The sequence below is a fragment of the Olivibacter sp. SA151 genome (assembly GCF_054130995.1).
Genome location: NZ_CP096391.1, coordinates 1170151 through 1187757 on the forward strand (window position 1 = coordinate 1170151; position 17607 = coordinate 1187757).

Annotated in this window: 14 protein-coding genes; 5 read left to right on the forward strand and 9 right to left on the reverse strand. The window is 43.3% G+C overall.

All coding sequences use genetic code 11. The features are described from left to right. Positions 1 to 11: 11 nt before the first annotated feature. Complete coding sequence (locus tag M1D52_RS04475) at positions 12 to 1043, forward strand: GntR family transcriptional regulator (RefSeq protein WP_013663750.1); 1032 nt, start codon at positions 12 to 14, stop codon at positions 1041 to 1043. Positions 1044 to 1388: 345 nt separating this feature from the next. Here the strand turns inward: M1D52_RS04475 and M1D52_RS04480 are convergent, their stop codons facing one another. The 8 genes from M1D52_RS04480 to M1D52_RS04515 form a co-directional block, all read right to left on the reverse strand. Next, the gene (locus tag M1D52_RS04480) at positions 1389 to 2279 is read right to left on the reverse strand and encodes a glycerophosphodiester phosphodiesterase family protein (RefSeq protein WP_013663749.1); all 891 of its coding nucleotides are present in this window, start codon (positions 2277 to 2279) and stop codon (positions 1389 to 1391) included. Between the two features lie 14 nt (positions 2280 to 2293). Next, positions 2294 to 2893 (reverse strand): histidine phosphatase family protein, encoded by a 600-nt coding sequence (locus M1D52_RS04485; RefSeq protein WP_289552550.1) that lies wholly within the window; start codon positions 2891 to 2893, stop codon positions 2294 to 2296. Continuing rightward, positions 2887 to 4326, reverse strand: a complete 1440-nt coding sequence (locus M1D52_RS04490; RefSeq protein ID WP_437394240.1) for an FGGY-family carbohydrate kinase — start codon at positions 4324 to 4326, stop codon at positions 2887 to 2889. The genes M1D52_RS04485 and M1D52_RS04490 overlap by 7 nt, the downstream gene beginning before the upstream one ends. Beyond that, the gene (locus tag M1D52_RS04495; RefSeq protein ID WP_437394239.1) at positions 4323 to 5774 is read right to left on the reverse strand and encodes an FGGY-family carbohydrate kinase; all 1452 of its coding nucleotides are present in this window, start codon (positions 5772 to 5774) and stop codon (positions 4323 to 4325) included. The genes M1D52_RS04490 and M1D52_RS04495 overlap by 4 nt, the downstream gene beginning before the upstream one ends. 18 nt (positions 5775 to 5792) lie before the next feature. Next, positions 5793 to 6779, reverse strand: a complete 987-nt coding sequence (locus M1D52_RS04500; RefSeq protein WP_013663745.1) for a 2-hydroxyacid dehydrogenase — start codon at positions 6777 to 6779, stop codon at positions 5793 to 5795. Then, positions 6748 to 8043 (reverse strand): MFS transporter, encoded by a 1296-nt coding sequence (locus M1D52_RS04505; RefSeq protein WP_049794931.1) that lies wholly within the window; start codon positions 8041 to 8043, stop codon positions 6748 to 6750. The genes M1D52_RS04500 and M1D52_RS04505 overlap by 32 nt, the downstream gene beginning before the upstream one ends. A gap of 132 nt (positions 8044 to 8175) precedes the next feature. After that, complete coding sequence (locus M1D52_RS04510; RefSeq protein WP_437394238.1) at positions 8176 to 9939, reverse strand: RagB/SusD family nutrient uptake outer membrane protein; 1764 nt, start codon at positions 9937 to 9939, stop codon at positions 8176 to 8178. A 39-nt stretch (positions 9940 to 9978) separates the two neighbouring features. Then, complete coding sequence (locus tag M1D52_RS04515; protein ID WP_437394237.1) at positions 9979 to 13191, reverse strand: SusC/RagA family TonB-linked outer membrane protein; 3213 nt, start codon at positions 13189 to 13191, stop codon at positions 9979 to 9981. Positions 13192 to 13558: 367 nt separating this feature from the next. Between M1D52_RS04515 and M1D52_RS04520 the strand changes: the two genes are divergently transcribed. Then, positions 13559 to 14326, forward strand: a complete 768-nt coding sequence (locus tag M1D52_RS04520) for a DeoR/GlpR family DNA-binding transcription regulator (RefSeq protein WP_013663741.1) — start codon at positions 13559 to 13561, stop codon at positions 14324 to 14326. Between the two features lie 3 nt (positions 14327 to 14329). Here the strand turns inward: M1D52_RS04520 and M1D52_RS04525 are convergent, their stop codons facing one another. Continuing rightward, positions 14330 to 14851: an NADPH-dependent FMN reductase gene (locus tag M1D52_RS04525; protein ID WP_013663740.1), complete on the reverse strand. Its 522-nt coding sequence runs from the start codon at positions 14849 to 14851 to the stop codon at positions 14330 to 14332. 295 nt (positions 14852 to 15146) lie between these two features. Here M1D52_RS04525 and M1D52_RS04530 point away from each other — a divergent pair, with 295 nt between their 5' ends. From M1D52_RS04530 to M1D52_RS04540, 3 genes are read left to right on the forward strand one after another with little or no spacing between them, the layout of a single operon-like run. After that, positions 15147 to 15941, forward strand: a complete 795-nt coding sequence (locus M1D52_RS04530) for a ParA family protein (RefSeq protein WP_013663739.1) — start codon at positions 15147 to 15149, stop codon at positions 15939 to 15941. Then, entirely contained in the window at positions 15941 to 16870 is a 930-nt protein-coding gene (locus M1D52_RS04535) for a ParB/RepB/Spo0J family partition protein (protein ID WP_013663738.1), read from the forward strand. The genes M1D52_RS04530 and M1D52_RS04535 overlap by 1 nt, the downstream gene beginning before the upstream one ends. Beyond that, the gene (locus M1D52_RS04540; protein ID WP_013663737.1) at positions 16870 to 17571 is read left to right on the forward strand and encodes a DUF5683 domain-containing protein; all 702 of its coding nucleotides are present in this window, start codon (positions 16870 to 16872) and stop codon (positions 17569 to 17571) included. The genes M1D52_RS04535 and M1D52_RS04540 overlap by 1 nt, the downstream gene beginning before the upstream one ends. Positions 17572 to 17607: the final 36 nt, after the last annotated feature.

Here is a 17607-nt window from a genome sequence, read left to right on the forward strand (position 1 = left end):
AACCTATATCCATGAAGTGTGATCCGTTTTTTGAGTATATAAAGATTGATGAGTTTTCGGCAACACCAAAGTATTTACAGCTAACGAATGCCATATTGAATGCCATTAAAAATGGTAAAATCGATAAGGATACGATGCTGCCCTCTATTAACGAGTTAAGTTTTGTTTTAGAGGTCTCAAGAGATACTGCTGAAAAGGGTTATCGGTATCTCAAGAAATTAGGGGTGATCGATTCCGTGCCCGGTAAAGGGTATTATGTGAGCCGTACCGACTTCAGGCAAAAGAGAAGCATCATGTTACTTTTCAATAAATTGAGCGCACACAAGAAGATTGTGTATGATGCCTTTATAAAAACGCTCGGAACGGATGCTGCGGTCGATTTTTATATTTACAATAACGATTTTAATCTTTTTAAAAAGCTCTTACAGAACCAAAAGCAGGATTATACGCACTATGTGATCATCCCTCATTTTGTGGAGGAACGTGAAAAAGCCGCCGAAGTAATCAACCAATTGCCAAAAGAGAAATTGCTCTTGTTGGATAAAAAAGTACCCGGAGTAGAAGGCGATTATGCTGCCGTATATGAAAACTTTGAAGAAGATATTTACCATGCCTTGGAAGAGGCCAAAGGGGAATTGGCTAAATACCATACCTTAAAATTAATTTTTCCGGATAAAAGTTACTTTCCACGAGAGATTATAAAGGGATTTTACCGCTTTTGTCAGCAATATGCTTTTGACCACCTGCTTGTGAGCGATATTGCGAAAGAGCCGATCAGTGCAGGCGAAGTTTATATCAATCTAATGGAAGACGATTTAGTGATTTTGTTGGATCGTATTATTTCCATGAAATTGGAAATCGGAAGCCAGGTTGGTGTCATTTCTTACAACGAAACCCGCGTTAAACGATTTATACTGAACGGCATAACCACCATCTCAACTGATTTCGAAAAAATGGGCACGACCGCTGCCAACCTCATATTGGAAAACTCCAAGCAACATGTCGAAGTACCCTTTTATTTGTTTAAGAGAGCGTCTATTTAGTTATTGGTTAATAGTTGTGCGTTGCGAGTTGCCAGTTGTGAGCAGAGACGCTTATAAGGGCTAGGTTAGTTGTTCGTTAACGGTTGTTAGTTATTCGTACTAACTACTTAACCACTCGACTATTTAACTACTTAACTAGATTAGTTATTCGTTATCGGTTAATAGTTATTCGTACTAACTACTTAACTACTCGACTATTTAACTACTTAACTAGATTAGTTATTCGTTATCGGTTAATAGTTATTCGTACTAACTACTTAACCACTAGACTATTTAACGACTTAACTAGTTATCACATCGGCTAATTATCACATTAGCTAATTCCCTACTCAACTATTTAACGACTTAACGTCTCAACGACCCGATCGCTTCCCCCACTTCAATCGGTAAATCGGATTCCAGCACATCGGCGCCGTCTTCAATAATGGCTCGGTAGGCTTTTGCGCGTTCTTCTTTCGTTTTTAACTTGTCATAAGTGGGCGCTGCCGAAATCATACAGCGTATGCCTTTTGCATGCAGTAACTTGTACATCACTTGATTATCGGGTTTTATATCGGGTCCGATATAAGCGATCATTTGACTGGCTGGTATTCCCACATCCTCATAAGGCTTTAACGCATCGGGGGTTTTTACAAAAGCAGAGAACATTTGATTTTTATTCTGTTCGTAATAAAATTTCGCTTGCTCGGCATTGTGTACTGTTACCATCACAAAGGCTTCTGCTTGGTGCTTTTTGATTAAGGCGGCGGTCATTTCCATCGGTACATCCTTTTTGTCGAGGTTTAGAACCGTTTTACCCCTTGCCCACTCGATTGCTTCAGAAAGGGTAGGGATATGGTAAGGTGTGACGTTTCCGTTAACATCTTTTAACTTGAACTGTTTAAGTTCTTCATAGGTGTAGTCGCTAACCTTTCCTGTGCCGGTAGTCGTGCGTTCAAGCGTCGCATCGTGCATCAATACGATGATGCTGTCTTTCGTAAGCCGTGGATCGATTTCATAAAATGCTTGTGTATATTTTAGCGTATTTTCGAATGCTTCGATCGAGTTCTCGGGAAAGCCTTTTTCCGTACCGCCCCGATGGCCTGAAATAATGGGTTTATTGCCGGGCCTATATTGGAAAAAGCGGTGTAGCTCTTTTGCCGTTTTAACGGAAATAACATGTAACTTTTCTTGAGCGGTAGCGGGGCGACTTAAGCTGCTGACAATAAAAAGGCTTAATAGAAATAATTTATTCATAAGGTAATTAAATTTTAACGTGTATTCAATTGATGAAGGCTTAATATCCCCTGATTGTCCAGTTCAAAAAGAGTGATGGCAGAATTCTCCTGAACAATCCGACGATAATTTCGCAAAGGCATTCCCAATTTGTAGGCAAGATATAACCTGTTGACGGTGTTATGAGCCACCACCATAATGCTGCGATCGCGATGCGTCTGCAACATTTCCAAGAAAAAAGCATCTACGCGTTCCACAATTTCGCTACCGGTATTACCGGTACCACCGGCTCGGGCAGTTTCGGGTGCTTTTTCCCACGCATTCCAAAGTTCGGGATCTTCCCGCACAAATTCCTCCCTGGTTTTTCCTTCCCAATTACCAAAGTCAAGTTCTTTTAAACGCTCCTCCTTCTGTATTTGTATCTTGCCCTCAATGGCTAGAGCGGCTGTTGTAAAAGCCCGTTGCAAGGGCGAAGCATAGACGGCTTCGATGGGTGTATCCTTCAGAAAGGATGCCACTCGTTTTGCCTGTTCTACCCCCCTTTCCGTCAGGCCTATATCTGTTAGGCCACAGTAGCGGTTCCCGTCTGCATTATAGGCTGTTTCGCCATGTCGTAAAAGATATACCGTTAACATGTCGCAATATATTGTTTGTCGATTAACAGATGAATAAATTGATGATAATTTTCTTCGTATATGGAAATAAGCTCTTTTTCCGGCAATACCTCTTCAGTTATCTGTGTCATGTGGTTGACGGCTTCTGTCATAGAGCCATATATGGTTTTGGACGCAGCAGCTATTGCCGCCCCTAATACACCGGTTGCTTCGCGGGATTTATAAATAGGCTTGTTTAGTACACTGCTTCGGATACGCAACCAGGGAGCGCTGTTGCTGGCCCCCCCGGCGGTAAAGATAGCGCTTACCGGCTCGGATGACAGACCTTCGATTTGTTCATAAGCATAGCGTTCGATATAAGCCACGCCTTCCATATTGGCCGTATAACGTTCTTCATTCGATATGCTTGGAGGAGTAAAACCCATTGCATGCGGTGAAGTAAAAGGGAATCGTTCGCCTTTTTGTTTTAATGGCCAGGCAAGATGTGAGGTGGGCAAGAGTCGAGCGGCATGCGCGTTTAACATCGGCAGCTCTTTTTTATCAAAATCCAAACTAACCCAATCGGCACCGGTGTTGCTCGCGCCGCCCGGCATCCAATATCCTTCGGGATGCCGATGGCAATAAATGCTACCGCTGGGATCAATGATTTTGTTACGGGTTACGCCCTTAATCACCATGGTAGTCCCAATAGTCGTATTCCAATCGCCTGGTTTGACGGCGCCGGAGGCTAACTGTGAAGCGCAACCATCGGTAAGACCTACTACGACCTTTGTTTTGTCCAATCGTAGTGCCCCTGCTAAGTCCGTGGCCAATTCGCCAATTACCGTTCCTGATGGAACCACCTCCTGTAGCCAGGTGGTTGTAATAAGTCGATCGAGGTAATCCGGCCAGCAATAACGCTCTACATCAAAACCTGTTTTCAATGCATTGGTGTAATCCGTTATATCGAACCGGCCACAGAGTTTGCCGGTAATGAAATCGGCAGCATGGATCCATTTGTGTATCCGTTCCGTCTTTTCCGGATAATTTTTGTCGAACCACCTGATTTTGGAAAGTCCACACGATGCATTAAAACCGGTAAATCCATCCGGATTGTACTGTTTTGCCAGCGCTTTGCAGTATTGACCCTCTTCGGCCGAACGGGTATCACTATACATAAGTGCGTCATGTAGAGGAATGCCGTTTTTGTCTATCGGAATAACGGTTCCGGATGTAGAGGTTGTCGCAATGGCTTTGATCGCCCGGGGCGCGATATCACTCGCTGTTTGCTTTCTAATTTCCAACAACGCTTCAAGCGTATGTTTCCACCACATATCCGGCGACTGCTCTTCTCTTGACCGGGCGGTAAGTTTAAAAGGAGTGGATACTGTCTGTATAACCGTTCCGTTTGCCTGAACAAGTGCTACCCGAACCCCCTGCGTGCCAACATCGATTCCAATGATATATTCCTTCATTTTACCTGCTTAAATGTTTTACGGACTTTAGACCATTCTTCATAAAGGGCTAAGTAGCGATCGCGCTCGCGGGGAACGCTTGTGTCCAGCACATGGGTTTCATAGGACACGGTTTGTAAAGCTTCGGTACAGATCAGCGCTGCTCCGATGATGGATGATTGTCTATAAGTATCGCGGATGATGATCTTTTTATTAAATAAGTTGGCCAGAAACTGCCGCAACGTTTTACTCTGTACCCCACCGCCGCATGCTAATACATAATCCTTCGAGTGCCCGCTAACCTGATCAAGCGTTTTGTAATTTTCGTAAATGCTGCAGGCGATATCCCACAATATGGCCCAGACAAAGTCGCCCCTCGTGAGCTGGTGGGAAACGGGTGCATTGAAAATAAAACCTCCTTTGGTTAGGGGCGATTTTTCGTCTGCGATCAGCGACCCTAAAGACGCGATACACTGGGGCTGTGATACCTTGTACAGTTCTTCCTCAATAACCTCGTAATCTTCATTTGGATAAAAAATTTCTTTAAGGCGCTGGTAATTTAGGCCGGTGACACCCGCATTCGCTTCCAGTACAAAATAGTTGTCATCGATGTGCCGACTTGTCCAAGTACGTTCCGAGGCATCGACCAGGTAGTTGTCAACGATCTTAACAACCGGCGTGGTGGTGCCTGATACGATAACCACATCATCCGTATTGGGTGACACGCTTTTTATGGCCATTTGGGTGTCCGATCCACCGACAATGACCCGAGCCTTAGGATTAATGTTGAGTTCCAACGCTAGTTGGGAGCGGACAGGGCCTAGCACTGTTCCGGCTACATTTAGCGGTGGCAATAGTGCTGGAGATATTCCGAAAAGGTCGCCGTAGGCTGCTTCCCATTTCCCGCGCTCTACATCGTATAACAATGTCTCTGAAGCTTGCGAATGCTCATAAGCAAGGATGCCCGAAAATTTAAAGTTAACCCAATCGCTGATACTGGTAAAAGCTGTTATTTTTTTGCCTGCTCCCGTTTTTCTTTCCCTGAAGCCTACCAGCTTCAGAGCGGAAAACAGAGCGGTTGGGTATCGCCCTACGACCTTATACATGGCCGATTTGTCCTTTATCATGTCTTCCCATTCGCGTCCGCGATTATCGTGGTTAGACATGCCTATCAATTCACTTTCGTCCGGGCCAAAGACTACGATCCCTTCTCGTTGACTCGTTGCGGTAATAGCGATAATGTCGAGATTTTCTGTTTCCTGAAGCACTTGCTGGCTCATTCGAATGATCTGTCCCCATAAGCATGCCGGGTCGAACGAAATGGCGTCCGGATAGTCGGCATCTTTTTCATAATGAACGTTCTCCCGCCTAAGGGCTACGATTTTTCCGTCGGTCAGAACAGTTGCAACGCGTGCATTGCCCGTACCTATGTCTACCACTAAATAAGCTAATTGCTTTTCCTGATTCATAATTTACAGCTTAAGGCGCTAAATTTCTTTGTTGACAAGTTGTTTAATACGTTTGTTGCCATTTTTGAAGAATTCCTTTAAGCAATTATTCATAATGTCAGCATGGTGATCTTCAACTTCAAATGTTGCGCCTGCAATGTGTGGAGTTGCCAGCACGCGTTCGTGATGAATCAGCTTATAATCCATTTCGTCGGGCGGTTCATGGTCAAAGACATCCAATATAGCTCCGCCGATTTTTCCTTCCGTTAGCGCTTGCAATAAGTCCACGCGATTTACGACCACTGCACGGGCGGTATTTACAAAAATAGCATCAGCCTTCATCTTGCTAATTAAATCTTTATTAATCATACCTTTCGTTTGCTCCGTAACAGGTAGATGTATTCCTACAATATCAGCGGTGCTGAAGACCTCCTCTAAAGATACTTTTTTGAAATTTACATTTTCGGAAGTATAGTAGGGATCATAATATACGATGTCGGTCGGAAAATGTTGCAGTAAATTGGCAATGGTTTGTCCAACGGCACCAAAGCCAACCATTCCAACTTTTTTTCCGGCAAGCTCATGTCCCTTGAATTGAAGATAAGAAGCATGAGCACCGGCCTCCCATTTTTTCGCCTCAAGCCATTTAATACCGGCCAGTGTGTTACGCATAAAGGTAATCAAGTTGGCTATAAACATTTCGGCGACGGCCTGTGCATTTCTTGCCGGTGTATTAAACACCGGTATGCCTAATTCAGTTGCTTTATTTATTGCGACATTGGAGGGGGTTCCCCGGCAAACACCGATAAATTTTAAATGAGGAAAGGTGGCGATGACCTTCTCGGTAACCTGGTCATGTTCCGTGATGAGCGCATCCGGTTGTTCCTCAGTAAGTAACGCTATCAGTTCTTCTTCTGTGTAAGCACTTCCTTTGATTTTCCACTCGCGGTATATAATTTCTCCGAACAATTCCTTTAGTTCGCCTTGAGCTTTCTCATGGTAAGGGGCCGTTATTAATATTTTCATTTACGTAAAGTTTTCTTGTTTCTATTTGTGTTTTGTTTTTGGGTAGCGTTATAAATAGCGTTAGCAAGGCGCTTATAAAATATAATATGGCCAGAATCCAGATGATGCCAGCATTGCCGATTGTGCTGATGAATAAACCCACTAAGGCAGGGCCGACAAATACAGGAAGTCCCGCACCGAGGTTTAGAATTGCCATAGCAGCGCCCTTGTCCTTTTCTACGAGTGAAGGAACGAGCGCAGAAAGTGGAACATAACCAGCTAATAAAGCTCCCCATAGCACACCGGCCAACATAACTGCCCAATAACTTCCATGGGTCCATGCAGGGATATAAAAGATAAGGAGTGTGGTAAGGCCACAGCCAATGCCTCCGAACCAGATGATCGTGTTGCGCCATCCGAGACGGTCGCCCACAAAACCAAAAATTAAATTAAAGGCAATGTTTGCGGTAAAAATAGTTCCCCATATCTGTAACCATTCTTTGGTGCTGATATTAAATTGCGCCATATAGATAGGTAAGAAGACAGGAAATGCAAATTGCGCCGTTGTATTGATAATCCGTACAATCCCTCCTAAAAGCACCTTCGGTTCCGCTTTAATAATGGTAAACCCTTTCAACAGCTCTTCCTTCTTACTGGTCGTTTGCCCCTGCGGTTGATGGGTATTAAAAGATTCTTTGTTAAACACGAGCGCAAAAAGAGCACCCAAAGCTACCCAGAAAATTGAACTCCAAAGGGTGTTCTGATATCCTAATTTTTCGATCGCCCAGCTGGAGTAATATGCTCCAAGCACGTTTAGGCCGCCGGTGAATACAAACCAAAACCATCCAACGGCTCTTCCAAGCATTGCTTTTGGTGTTTTGTAAGTAATCCAAACTAAAAATGAATAGGCAAACAAGGGATAGCCAAATCCACGGATGGCGTAGGTTATTAGCATGATGGGGTAATTCAAATTCGCCATGCCAAAGCCCACAAAACCAACGGTGCCGATAATGTATAATAATAGCCCGGCTAACATCGACTTTCGTGGGCCGAATGTTTCTGCTAATACCCCCGATAACCAAGACGATATGGCTATCGTAACGCCATACACGGTAAATAAAGCAGCGGATTGTTCAATATGCATATTGTGTGAAAGCAGGTAAGGGCTCAGCCAGCCCTGTTCAACTCCGTCACCCATCATAAAGATCAATATGCCCAAGTATCCCCAAGTCAGTGTTTTTGGAAGTCCGACTTTTGTTAGTAGGGAGGAATTTTCGTACATCATAGTTCCTGTTTATATTGGTATTAGTTGGCATCAAATAAACAAAAAGAAATAAAAAATAACAAATTTAAATATAAATAAATAAAATTAAAGTTTAGCCATTGGTATGCACGAGCAACACCAATGGCCATACGGTTATCTCGACTCCCACCCGGCGTTCTGTTTTAGATTGGGATTGAGGGTTATTTCCTCGATAGGAATAGGTCTTAAATACATGAAATCGTCAAATACCCGTCGTAAATTGTTTTGTGCGACAATATTTCCGCTTGTTTGATTTGTCAAATAATGTTGCGTGCCGTTAATGACAAAATACACAATACCTTTTTGCGGATTGGAGGGTACAGCGGTTACAAAGGAGACATCGTCTTTACCATCTTCATTGAGATCATACGGTGTATTCATTGCAGGAACATAAAGTCCGGTATAAGGCTTAAGTAACAAATTAGCCAACTTCCAGCGCATGAGATCATCATATCGAAAGCCTTCCATGGCTAGTTCAATAGCACGTTCTCTGCGTATTTCAAGCAGCGCAGCGCTGAGGTTTTGATCGGCAAAGTATTCCTGTTCCAGATAAGTGTCGGCTGTTAAAGGCATTGCCGTGTTGCTTAAACCGGCACGTTCGCGAAGCAGTTTGATGGTTAAGTTCCATTCCGCCTCTGTGAAACGGTTCAGCTCGGCCATTGCTTCGGCATAGTTCAGTAACACTTCCGCATAGCGCATCAAGGGAAGTGAGTTGTTGTTTTCGGCACGTCCATCGGTTGCTTTCGAATCGAGCGTAAATTTGTAGGGCATGTAGCCGGTGTAGGTATAAGTGAAGTCGGGCGGTGCCGGCTGGCCCTCCCGTTGATAGCTGCCCATGCGAATGCACTGTTGTAGGCGGAGATCTCTGTTTTTTACTTCCTCCCAGAAAGGGATCTGATTGTAGTTCGCCTGATCGGTAAATCGACTGCCATCGCGATTTAAGAATGTATTAACGAATGTTTTCGTGAAACTGAGCCGCCGACCGTAGGTTGCACTTGTCCAGTACCAATTGGCATCGTTCAGTACGCGCAAGGAGGCGTTGTTGATTGCTGCCAACATGATTTCGTTGGTTTTTGGTTGCTCATTGATAAATAGGTTTCGGAAGCTCGTCGTCGGGTCCGATTCTATGTTCAAACGGTATTGGCCGCCGTCAATTACTTGCTTGGCTGCATCAGCGGCTTCTTGCAGCCAAGTGTTTGCCGTGGCTTGAAGATTGAGTTCTTCATGATACTTGCGATAAGTGCCTTCGAAAAGACAGATTCTGGATTTGAAGGCCAAGGCTACCGGTCTGCTGATTTGGGAAGACGTGGGATCAATGGCCGGTGAAATGTTCTCGCAGGCAAAATTAAGATCTGCTAGAACTTTTTCCATTACATACGCACGTGAGTCCTGCGTTTTGTATAAATCGGGATCATCAATCGTGAGTGTTTTTTCTTGCCAGGGAACGTTGCCGAATTGTTTTACTTTATTAAAGTAGAAATAGGCACGGAAGAAACGGGCTAACCCCTCAAAGTGCTTACGTGATTCGTCGCTTATTTGTGCTCTTACCATTTGCTCGAGGAAGTAGTTGATATTTCGAAGCGGCCCCCAGGTCCATCCACCGGCTTGTGCGGCCGAATAACTACCCGATAAATAATTGTCGATCGTGGAGCCTACGAGGAAATCACTTGTTTGGTCACCTCTGACGATATCATTGGCGCTAGGCAAATTGTTGTAGAAAGAATTCGCATATAATTGCAGATCCTTTTCGGTATTGAATGCATTTTCGGGTGAAAGCTTGTCCGGTGGATACTGCTCGAAGGATTTTTCGCAAGCAGTTAACAAAGCGAGTGTAGCAATAAAAAATATCTTTTTCATCCTATATTTTCTTTTATTCATTTTTTGCTTGTTTTAAAAGGCATTTTGAATAGATTCTTATTAGAGTGTTACGTTGATTCCCAGTGTATAGGTTTTGAGCATCGGATAAGCCATGCCCTGTCCTGCATTTGGATTCAGCTCCGGATCGGCACGTTCTATGTTTTCCGGATCCATGTTGGGATTGTGTTTGAACATGGGCGACCAGGTCCAGAGGTTTTGGCCGGTGAAGTAGACGCTCAGGTTTTCGATGTTGAGCTTACCTAACCACGACTTCGGCAAATTGTAGCCGATCGAAATACTTTTCAGGCGGATATAGGCGGCATTTTGAAGGTAACGGGTCTGATTAAACGTTAGCTCGCCGCGCGAATTAAGTGCCGTATAGCCGCGTAGGCGAGGGAAATATGCATCGGGATTTTCTTCTGACCACATGTTATTCACAACATAAGTTGGATGCCAGCTGTACGGACGATTGTAAGGTCCCCAGAAGAGCGCGTTGTCTGCACCAGGCATAAATTCACGCTTCCCAACCCCTTGAAAGAAGCTGGTTAAGAAGAAATTGTTCCAGCTAAAATTAGCATTAAAACCAAATTGAAAGCGAGGCTCCGTATTGCCGATAATCACTTGGTCGCCGGGATCGCCTAAGGTATTGGTTCCTTGGTCAATTTTTCCATCGCCGTTTATATCTTTAAATTTAATATCGCCCGGTAGGATTTTGTTAGCGGCTGACACTCGTATAAACGACTGGTCGATTGCGTAATTATCGATTTCTTGCTGACTTTGGAAGAAACCGTCATTAACAAAGCCCCAAATGTCTCCCACGCGTTGTCCTTCGTAATAGGTCGTAATCAATCCGAGTGGATTGTTGAAGCGTGTGATGAAAGCCCTGCTGTCCGCCAGCGTAAACCGTAGGTCGTAATTGATTGGCTTCGACGTTTTGATCTGGTCGCGCCAGTTAAGACTTAATTCCCAACCGATTGTTTTCAAATCAGCGTAGTTTCCTTCGGGGACATCTGTTCCAAAAATGCCTGGTAAGGGAAGTCCAACCGTAAACATATCGGTTGTTTTCCGGGTATACCAGTCGAACGTAGCATTCAGCCTGTTTTTAATGAAGGACAAGTCGGTCCCCAAATTAATAGTGGTTGCTTTTTCCCAGGTTAGCCCGTTTGGTATTACGCCGGGGTTAGACGTGTAATTCGGCCGAATACCTCCCAAGATAAGACCAGATCGGCTGACGTCCATTATCTCCAGGAATTGGTAAGGGTCAATATTGCCATTACCTAAGCTGCCGTAGGAGGCTCTCAGTTTAAATTCGCCAATCGCCTCTTTTAGACCGTTTTTCCAGAAGTTTTCTTCAGAAACGCGCCAACCGCCTGAAATGGACGGGAAGAAACCCCATTGCTGTCCGCGCGGAAATTTAGACGATCCATCATAGCGACCGTTCGTTTCGAGTAAATATTTACCGTCGTAATCATAACTAATCCGATAGAAACCTCCGGCAGTCAGCCATTCGTTTCCTCCACCTGTTAAGAGAAAATTTTGTCCATCAATTAAAGAGAAATCAGGAAGCGAAGGATTGATCAAATTATCACGTTCCATATAACGGCTCGACAATTTTGATCGCTCGTAATTATAGCCAAGTACGGCGTTGATATGGTTTTTTCCGAAGTCTTGTGTGTATTGACCATAGGCATTGAGCGCTAGATAGGTTGTGTTGTCAATAAGCTCGTTCATTTTGCTGATCCCTCGTTCGAGCGTAACACCGGGTGCATTGCTATACGGGACAGGCGTGTACAGGCGCGTGCGATTGAAAGCGGTTTTTTCAAAGGTGAAGTCGCCGTTGATTTTTAGCTTATTGTCGAAAAAATTGGTAAAAATCCGGGAGGTATTGCGGGTTTGTCTACGGGATTCATCCCAATGATTATTACCGGAAACAAAGCTGCCGAAAACAATGGAAGCATTTTCCGTGAGCGTTCCATCCGGATTACGCAACATGGCTACCGGAAAAGCTTCATCCGAAATACGTCGCCATACCGGGGTATTGCTTGGATGATTCAGTATGGGTGTAAAATAGGCTCTTTCGTTATAGGTAATGTCGTTTTCCACACGCAGCCATTCTTTCACCTGTATGCTTCCTTTAGCGCGTAAATTATATTGGTTGTATTTATCGGGATTATAACGAAAAATCCCGCCTTGGTTATTGTAGCGACCTGAGAGATAGAATGATGTCTTTTCACCACTGCCGGAGAAGCTTAATTGCTGCTCCATTGAGGGCGTGTGGTCAGCATACAATTCTTTCAACCAATCTGTGCTTCCATAATAAACGTATCTTCCGGTAGCGGGATCAATATCGGTAGAAGGGGTGTTGCCGGCCTCATGCCGCTTACGCAATTCTTCCAGGTATTCTTGCGACCAAGGAAATACACTATTAGCTTTTTGCGGGTCTGCATTGTAGTCGTTCCACGAACTAAAAGCCTCATTGAACGTTTTTGCCCACGGATATCCTTCCGTTACCAGATCCGGGCGTATGGTATGATCATTTCTGGAATAGCCGGATGAATAGTTAATAACCGATCGTTCTTTACTGGGTGTTTTCGTTGTTATTAATACGACCCCGAAGCTACCGCGGGCACCGTAGATGGCTGCGGATGCCGCGTCTTTTAAAACAGTGACGCTTTCAATATCATTGGGATTCAAGAGATCGGCATTGCCCGGTACACCATCTATAAGTACCAGCGCCGATCCTCCGGCACCAATGGAGGTCGTTCCGCGAACATTAAAGGTAGCGCCACGCGTAGGTTTTCCATCGGTCATTTTAATGTTCAGGTTTGGTATAACCCCTTGGAGCCCCCGAGTAGTGCTTGCGAGGGGGCGATTTTCAAAAACCTCTTTTCCGACTTGATCAACAGCGCCGGTTAAATTTGCTTTCTTTTGTGTGCCATAACCAACCACTACCACTTCTTCCAGATCGGCCTGCCCGATTTTCATGACGACATCCAGTTGGCTTGCGCCTTGTGGGTTCAGCTGTTGTGTGATGTAACCGATAGCAGAGAATGAGAGCGTAGCGCCATCTGGAATTGATAAGCGGTAGATCCCTTGCTCATTAGTAGTTGTTCCAATGCGTTTATCTGTCCCGATAACGGTAACTGAAACACCGGGTAAGCTTTCTCCACTGTCTGTCACGACTTTTCCATGAAGCGTTTTTAGCTCTTGTCCATTGGCTAGAAAAATGCAACAGAGGCAGTAGAAAAGGCTTAGGTAAATCTTTCTTTTCATTTTTTTTAGTTTTATTGATTGTTGATTTTTGTTTATAAATATTTTATAACGTTGCCAAAATTCCCTTTTGAATGTTAAAGCTTTGTTAAGTACAGGTTATTAAATCGTTTTATAGCTATTGTGCAAGGGTTTGTACTTCAGAATTCAAAATGGATTGACGCTTTTACTTGATATTTAACTACCTGCTGGTAGGCTGTATTTCGGTTACTAACTGGTTTTAAAGCCTCTAAGATATAATATTTAATAAAAAATAACAAAATAAATGTTTTAAAAAGTTTTAATAAATAAAAAATAACAAAATGAAACATATTTGATATGGTATGATATTTAAGAAATAATAAGTACTATTGCAGTAGAATCCGTGATTATGAGGAATATTACCAAAAGACATGAGGCAATCATCAAGCTGATCAAAGCAAATGGAAGCGCAACCATTCCGGAATTGGTAGAGATGACAAAAGTTTCGGGGGTTACGATAAGAAAAGATTTGAAATTTTTGGAGGATAAGAACTTGTTGTTTTGTACCCGAGGAGGGGCTTCATTAACCAATCCGTATGCGAATGATCGTCCAATTGTGGAGAAGGCGTTGATTAATCCGGATAAAAAGCAAAAGATTGCGAAAGCATCTTTATCGTTGATCGGACAAAATGATTCCATCATGATCGGATCGGGTACAACCGTGTTCGAATTAGCAAAGGCATTGCAGCCAAACCATCCGATTACGGTTATAACACCTGCGATTAAAGTGGCCTTCGAATTAAGTGGAAGAAATAATATTGAGGTCCTTCAATTGGGTGGCTTGGTGAGGCCAAGTTCTTCTTCTGTTGCCGGGGCGCATGCGGAATATATATTGGAAACGATTTCTTGTGGTATGTTATTCCTGGGGGTTGACGGAATCGATATAGATTTCGGTTTATCCATTAGTAACCTGGCGGAAACGGGCCTGAACCAAAAAATGATACGTGCGGCCCAGCAGGTGGCAGTTTTGGCTGATAGTACAAAATTTGGAAAAAGAGGGATTGGTAAGATTTGCGAACTCAGTGATATCGCTTACATCGTCACCGATGAGGGGATTCCGTCGAGCATGGTTAAACTCTTGGAAAAAAAGGGAATTAAAGTGGTGATTGCGTCGTAAATATTAAAACGCTATAAATTCCGTAATTTGCTGATTCGTGAAGTGAAGTGTATCTTCTTTAAAAAAATCCATTTCTTCATTCAGCTCTTGCTTGATATAGGGGATGTGAATGCGTAAAGGAAGTGTATGAAGATTAAGGTAATGACAAACACCCGTGAAGTGCTCGATCCCACGGATATTGCCATATCTGCCGGAGCTGATTCCTACCAGTGCTGCCTTCTTTCCAACGAAGCTGTCCGGAAATAAACAACTGTCGATAAAAGTTTTCAAGACACCTGGAAAGCTCCCGTTGTATTCCGGAATAACAAAAATAAATTTTGTTGTGGCGCTGATCCTGTCTTGTATGGGTTGAAATGCGTCACTTCTCGCCCCGTAAAGATCACTAACAATAAAATTATCCGGCAGTGATTCGAGTGACATGATCTCGGACCCATAACCTTTTTTGCCAAGTTGTCTGTAGTAATAGTTCGCTACTTTTAGCGAGTAGCTGTCTTTGCGATTGGTGCCGGCTATAATTGTGATCATTGTTAATAATATGTGTAAAATCTAAACCCCTTCTGGTTTTTAAGCTGTGTAAAATTTGTATCTTAGCAACCTTGTTTAAGGTGTTTAAAAACTGCGAAGATACTAAATAAACGCATTTTTAAACAAGGAGAGAAGAAAAGGGTGCGCTTTTTTTGGGGAAACCGAATCAATTTTTTTCGGAGAAAATGCTCCATTAAGGCAATATTAAGAAGACATCCTAGTTTAATGGATTATGACGGATTTAAAGCGGGAAACCATTAGGCGAATATTTTTTACTTAGGACTTATAAATTACAATGGGTAAAATCATAGCGTTAGCCAATCAAAAAGGAGGAGTGGGTAAGACCACATCCTCGATTAATTTAGCAGCGAGTCTTGCCGTATTGGAGTACCGAACACTTTTGGTGGATGCGGATCCTCAGGCAAATTCAACCTCCGGTATCGGTTTCGATCCAAGGGCTATCAAATCGAGTGTATACGAATGTATTATTAATGATTTAGATCCCAGAGAGGCTATCCAAAAAACCGAAACACCTAATTTGGATCTGCTCCCTGCACATATTGATCTTGTAGGGGCTGAGATCGAGATGATCAATCTCAATGATCGTGAGTATAAAATGCGGTCCGTATTGAAGCAGGTAAGTGACGACTATGACTTTATTATCATCGATTGTTCGCCCTCTCTCGGATTAATTACCATTAACGCATTAACAGCGGCAAACTCAGTGATCATCCCTGTTCAATGCGAATACTTTGCGTTGGAAGGATTAGGTAAGTTGCTAAACACCATTAAAATTGTTCAAAACCGCTTGAATACCAATCTCGAGATTGAAGGCATTTTGCTAACCATGTACGATGTTCGCTTGCGTTTATCCAATCAGGTAGTTGAGGAAGTGCGCTCGCATTTTAACGACCTGGTTTTTAATACCATTATCCAACGAAATACGCGTTTAAGTGAAGCTCCGAGCTTTGGTATTTCCGTGATCATGCACGATGCCAACTCAAAAGGAGCCATTAACTATCTAAATTTGGCGAGAGAGATTTTAATTAAAAACGGTTTACAGAAAGAGCAAGAGGAGGCAAAAATATAATGGCGCAACAGCGAAAAACAGGTTTAGGAAAAGGCTTAAGTGCATTGCTGAATGATACAGACGAAGTGGTAAAGCAAACAGCAGCCAGTCAGCAGTCAACCGCAGTGGGAATAGGGAAGGATGTGCCGCCGGGATCAATTAGCCAGATTAAAATTGATGCGATAGAAGTAAACCCTTTCCAGCCAAGGACAGATTTTGATGCAGAAGCCTTAAATGAGCTTGCTGATTCAATTAAATTACAAGGTCTGATTCAACCCATTACCGTACGCAAAATGGGAAATGGGAATTATCAGTTGATTTCCGGCGAACGACGCTTAAGAGCATCTAGGATTGCAGGACTGACAGAGATTCCGGCATACATAAGAACAGCTAATGACCAACAGATGTTGGAAATGGCACTCATCGAAAATATACAACGGGAGAATCTAAATGCAATAGAGGTTGCCTTAAGTTTTCAGCGCATGATTGACGAGTGTAACCTGAAGCAGGAAGAGTTAGGTGATCGGGTAAGTAAAAACAGATCAACGGTTACCAACTATCTTCGTTTACTAAAATTACCACCGGCTATTCAGGCATCTATCCGCGATGGAAAATTGAGTATGGGGCATGCCCGTGCCTTAATCAATGTCGCCGATGTCGATAAACAACTGTATATTTTTCAGGAAATTATTGAAAAAGGATTATCTGTACGGAAAGTTGAGGAGCTGGTAAGGCTCGTTAACGACAGTACTTACAAGAATAAAGCGAAGCCTGATACTAAAGAGAAGCCGCTGTCGTTTGAGTTTCAAAAGATCCAGGATGACCTGGCCTCCAAATTTTCTACTAAAGTAAAGCTCAACGTAAAAAGTAAGGGCGGAAAAGGTACGATTGAGATTCCATTTATGTCGGAAGATGATCTTAGTCGGATTCTGGAGTTATTAGATTGGTAATGACAACATTTCGGTTTCTCTCTTTACTTGTTTTTTTTGTGATGGCCTGCTCTTGTGTGCTAGCACAGGTGCCCGATAGTATTAGAACACCTAATGATATCAGTAAAGATCGTTTCAATATGACTGATACCGCTAATGTGCCGAAAAAGGAACGGAAAAGACGGGAACAAAAAGAGGAAGAGCAGAAGCCGGTCGTTTACAAAGATTCCGCTCGTTTAGCATTAGAAGCTTTGACGAAAAAGGCAGTTCGCCGATCACTTATTTTGCCGGGATGGGGGCAATTGTTTAATCGTGGTTGGGGCTATGTAAAAGCTCCGATCATCTGGGCAGGTTTCGGAGGCTTAGGTTATTCGTTTGTATTTGCACAGAATAACTACAGTGAGACCTTAGAGGAGGTTCGCTTCCGTCTAGCCAACCAGGGGCTCAGCCAGAATCCAAAGTATCCTGACTACGTGACAACTGAATGGCTTATCGGGGCGAAAGATTTTTATCGACGAAACCGAGATTTAACCATTCTGCTTACCGTTGGATGGTATGCGCTGAACGTAATCGACGCTTACATCGATGCGAAATTTAAACGCTATGATATGAGTGACGACCTCACTTTTAATATTCGTCCTACCCTGATGCAAGCTCCCGGTATGTTGGCTTACCGTTCGACTCCGGTAGTGGGGCTAAAAGCAACCTTTTCGATTAAGTGACAAAATTTACTACATTTAGGAGTTTTAAGTAAAATC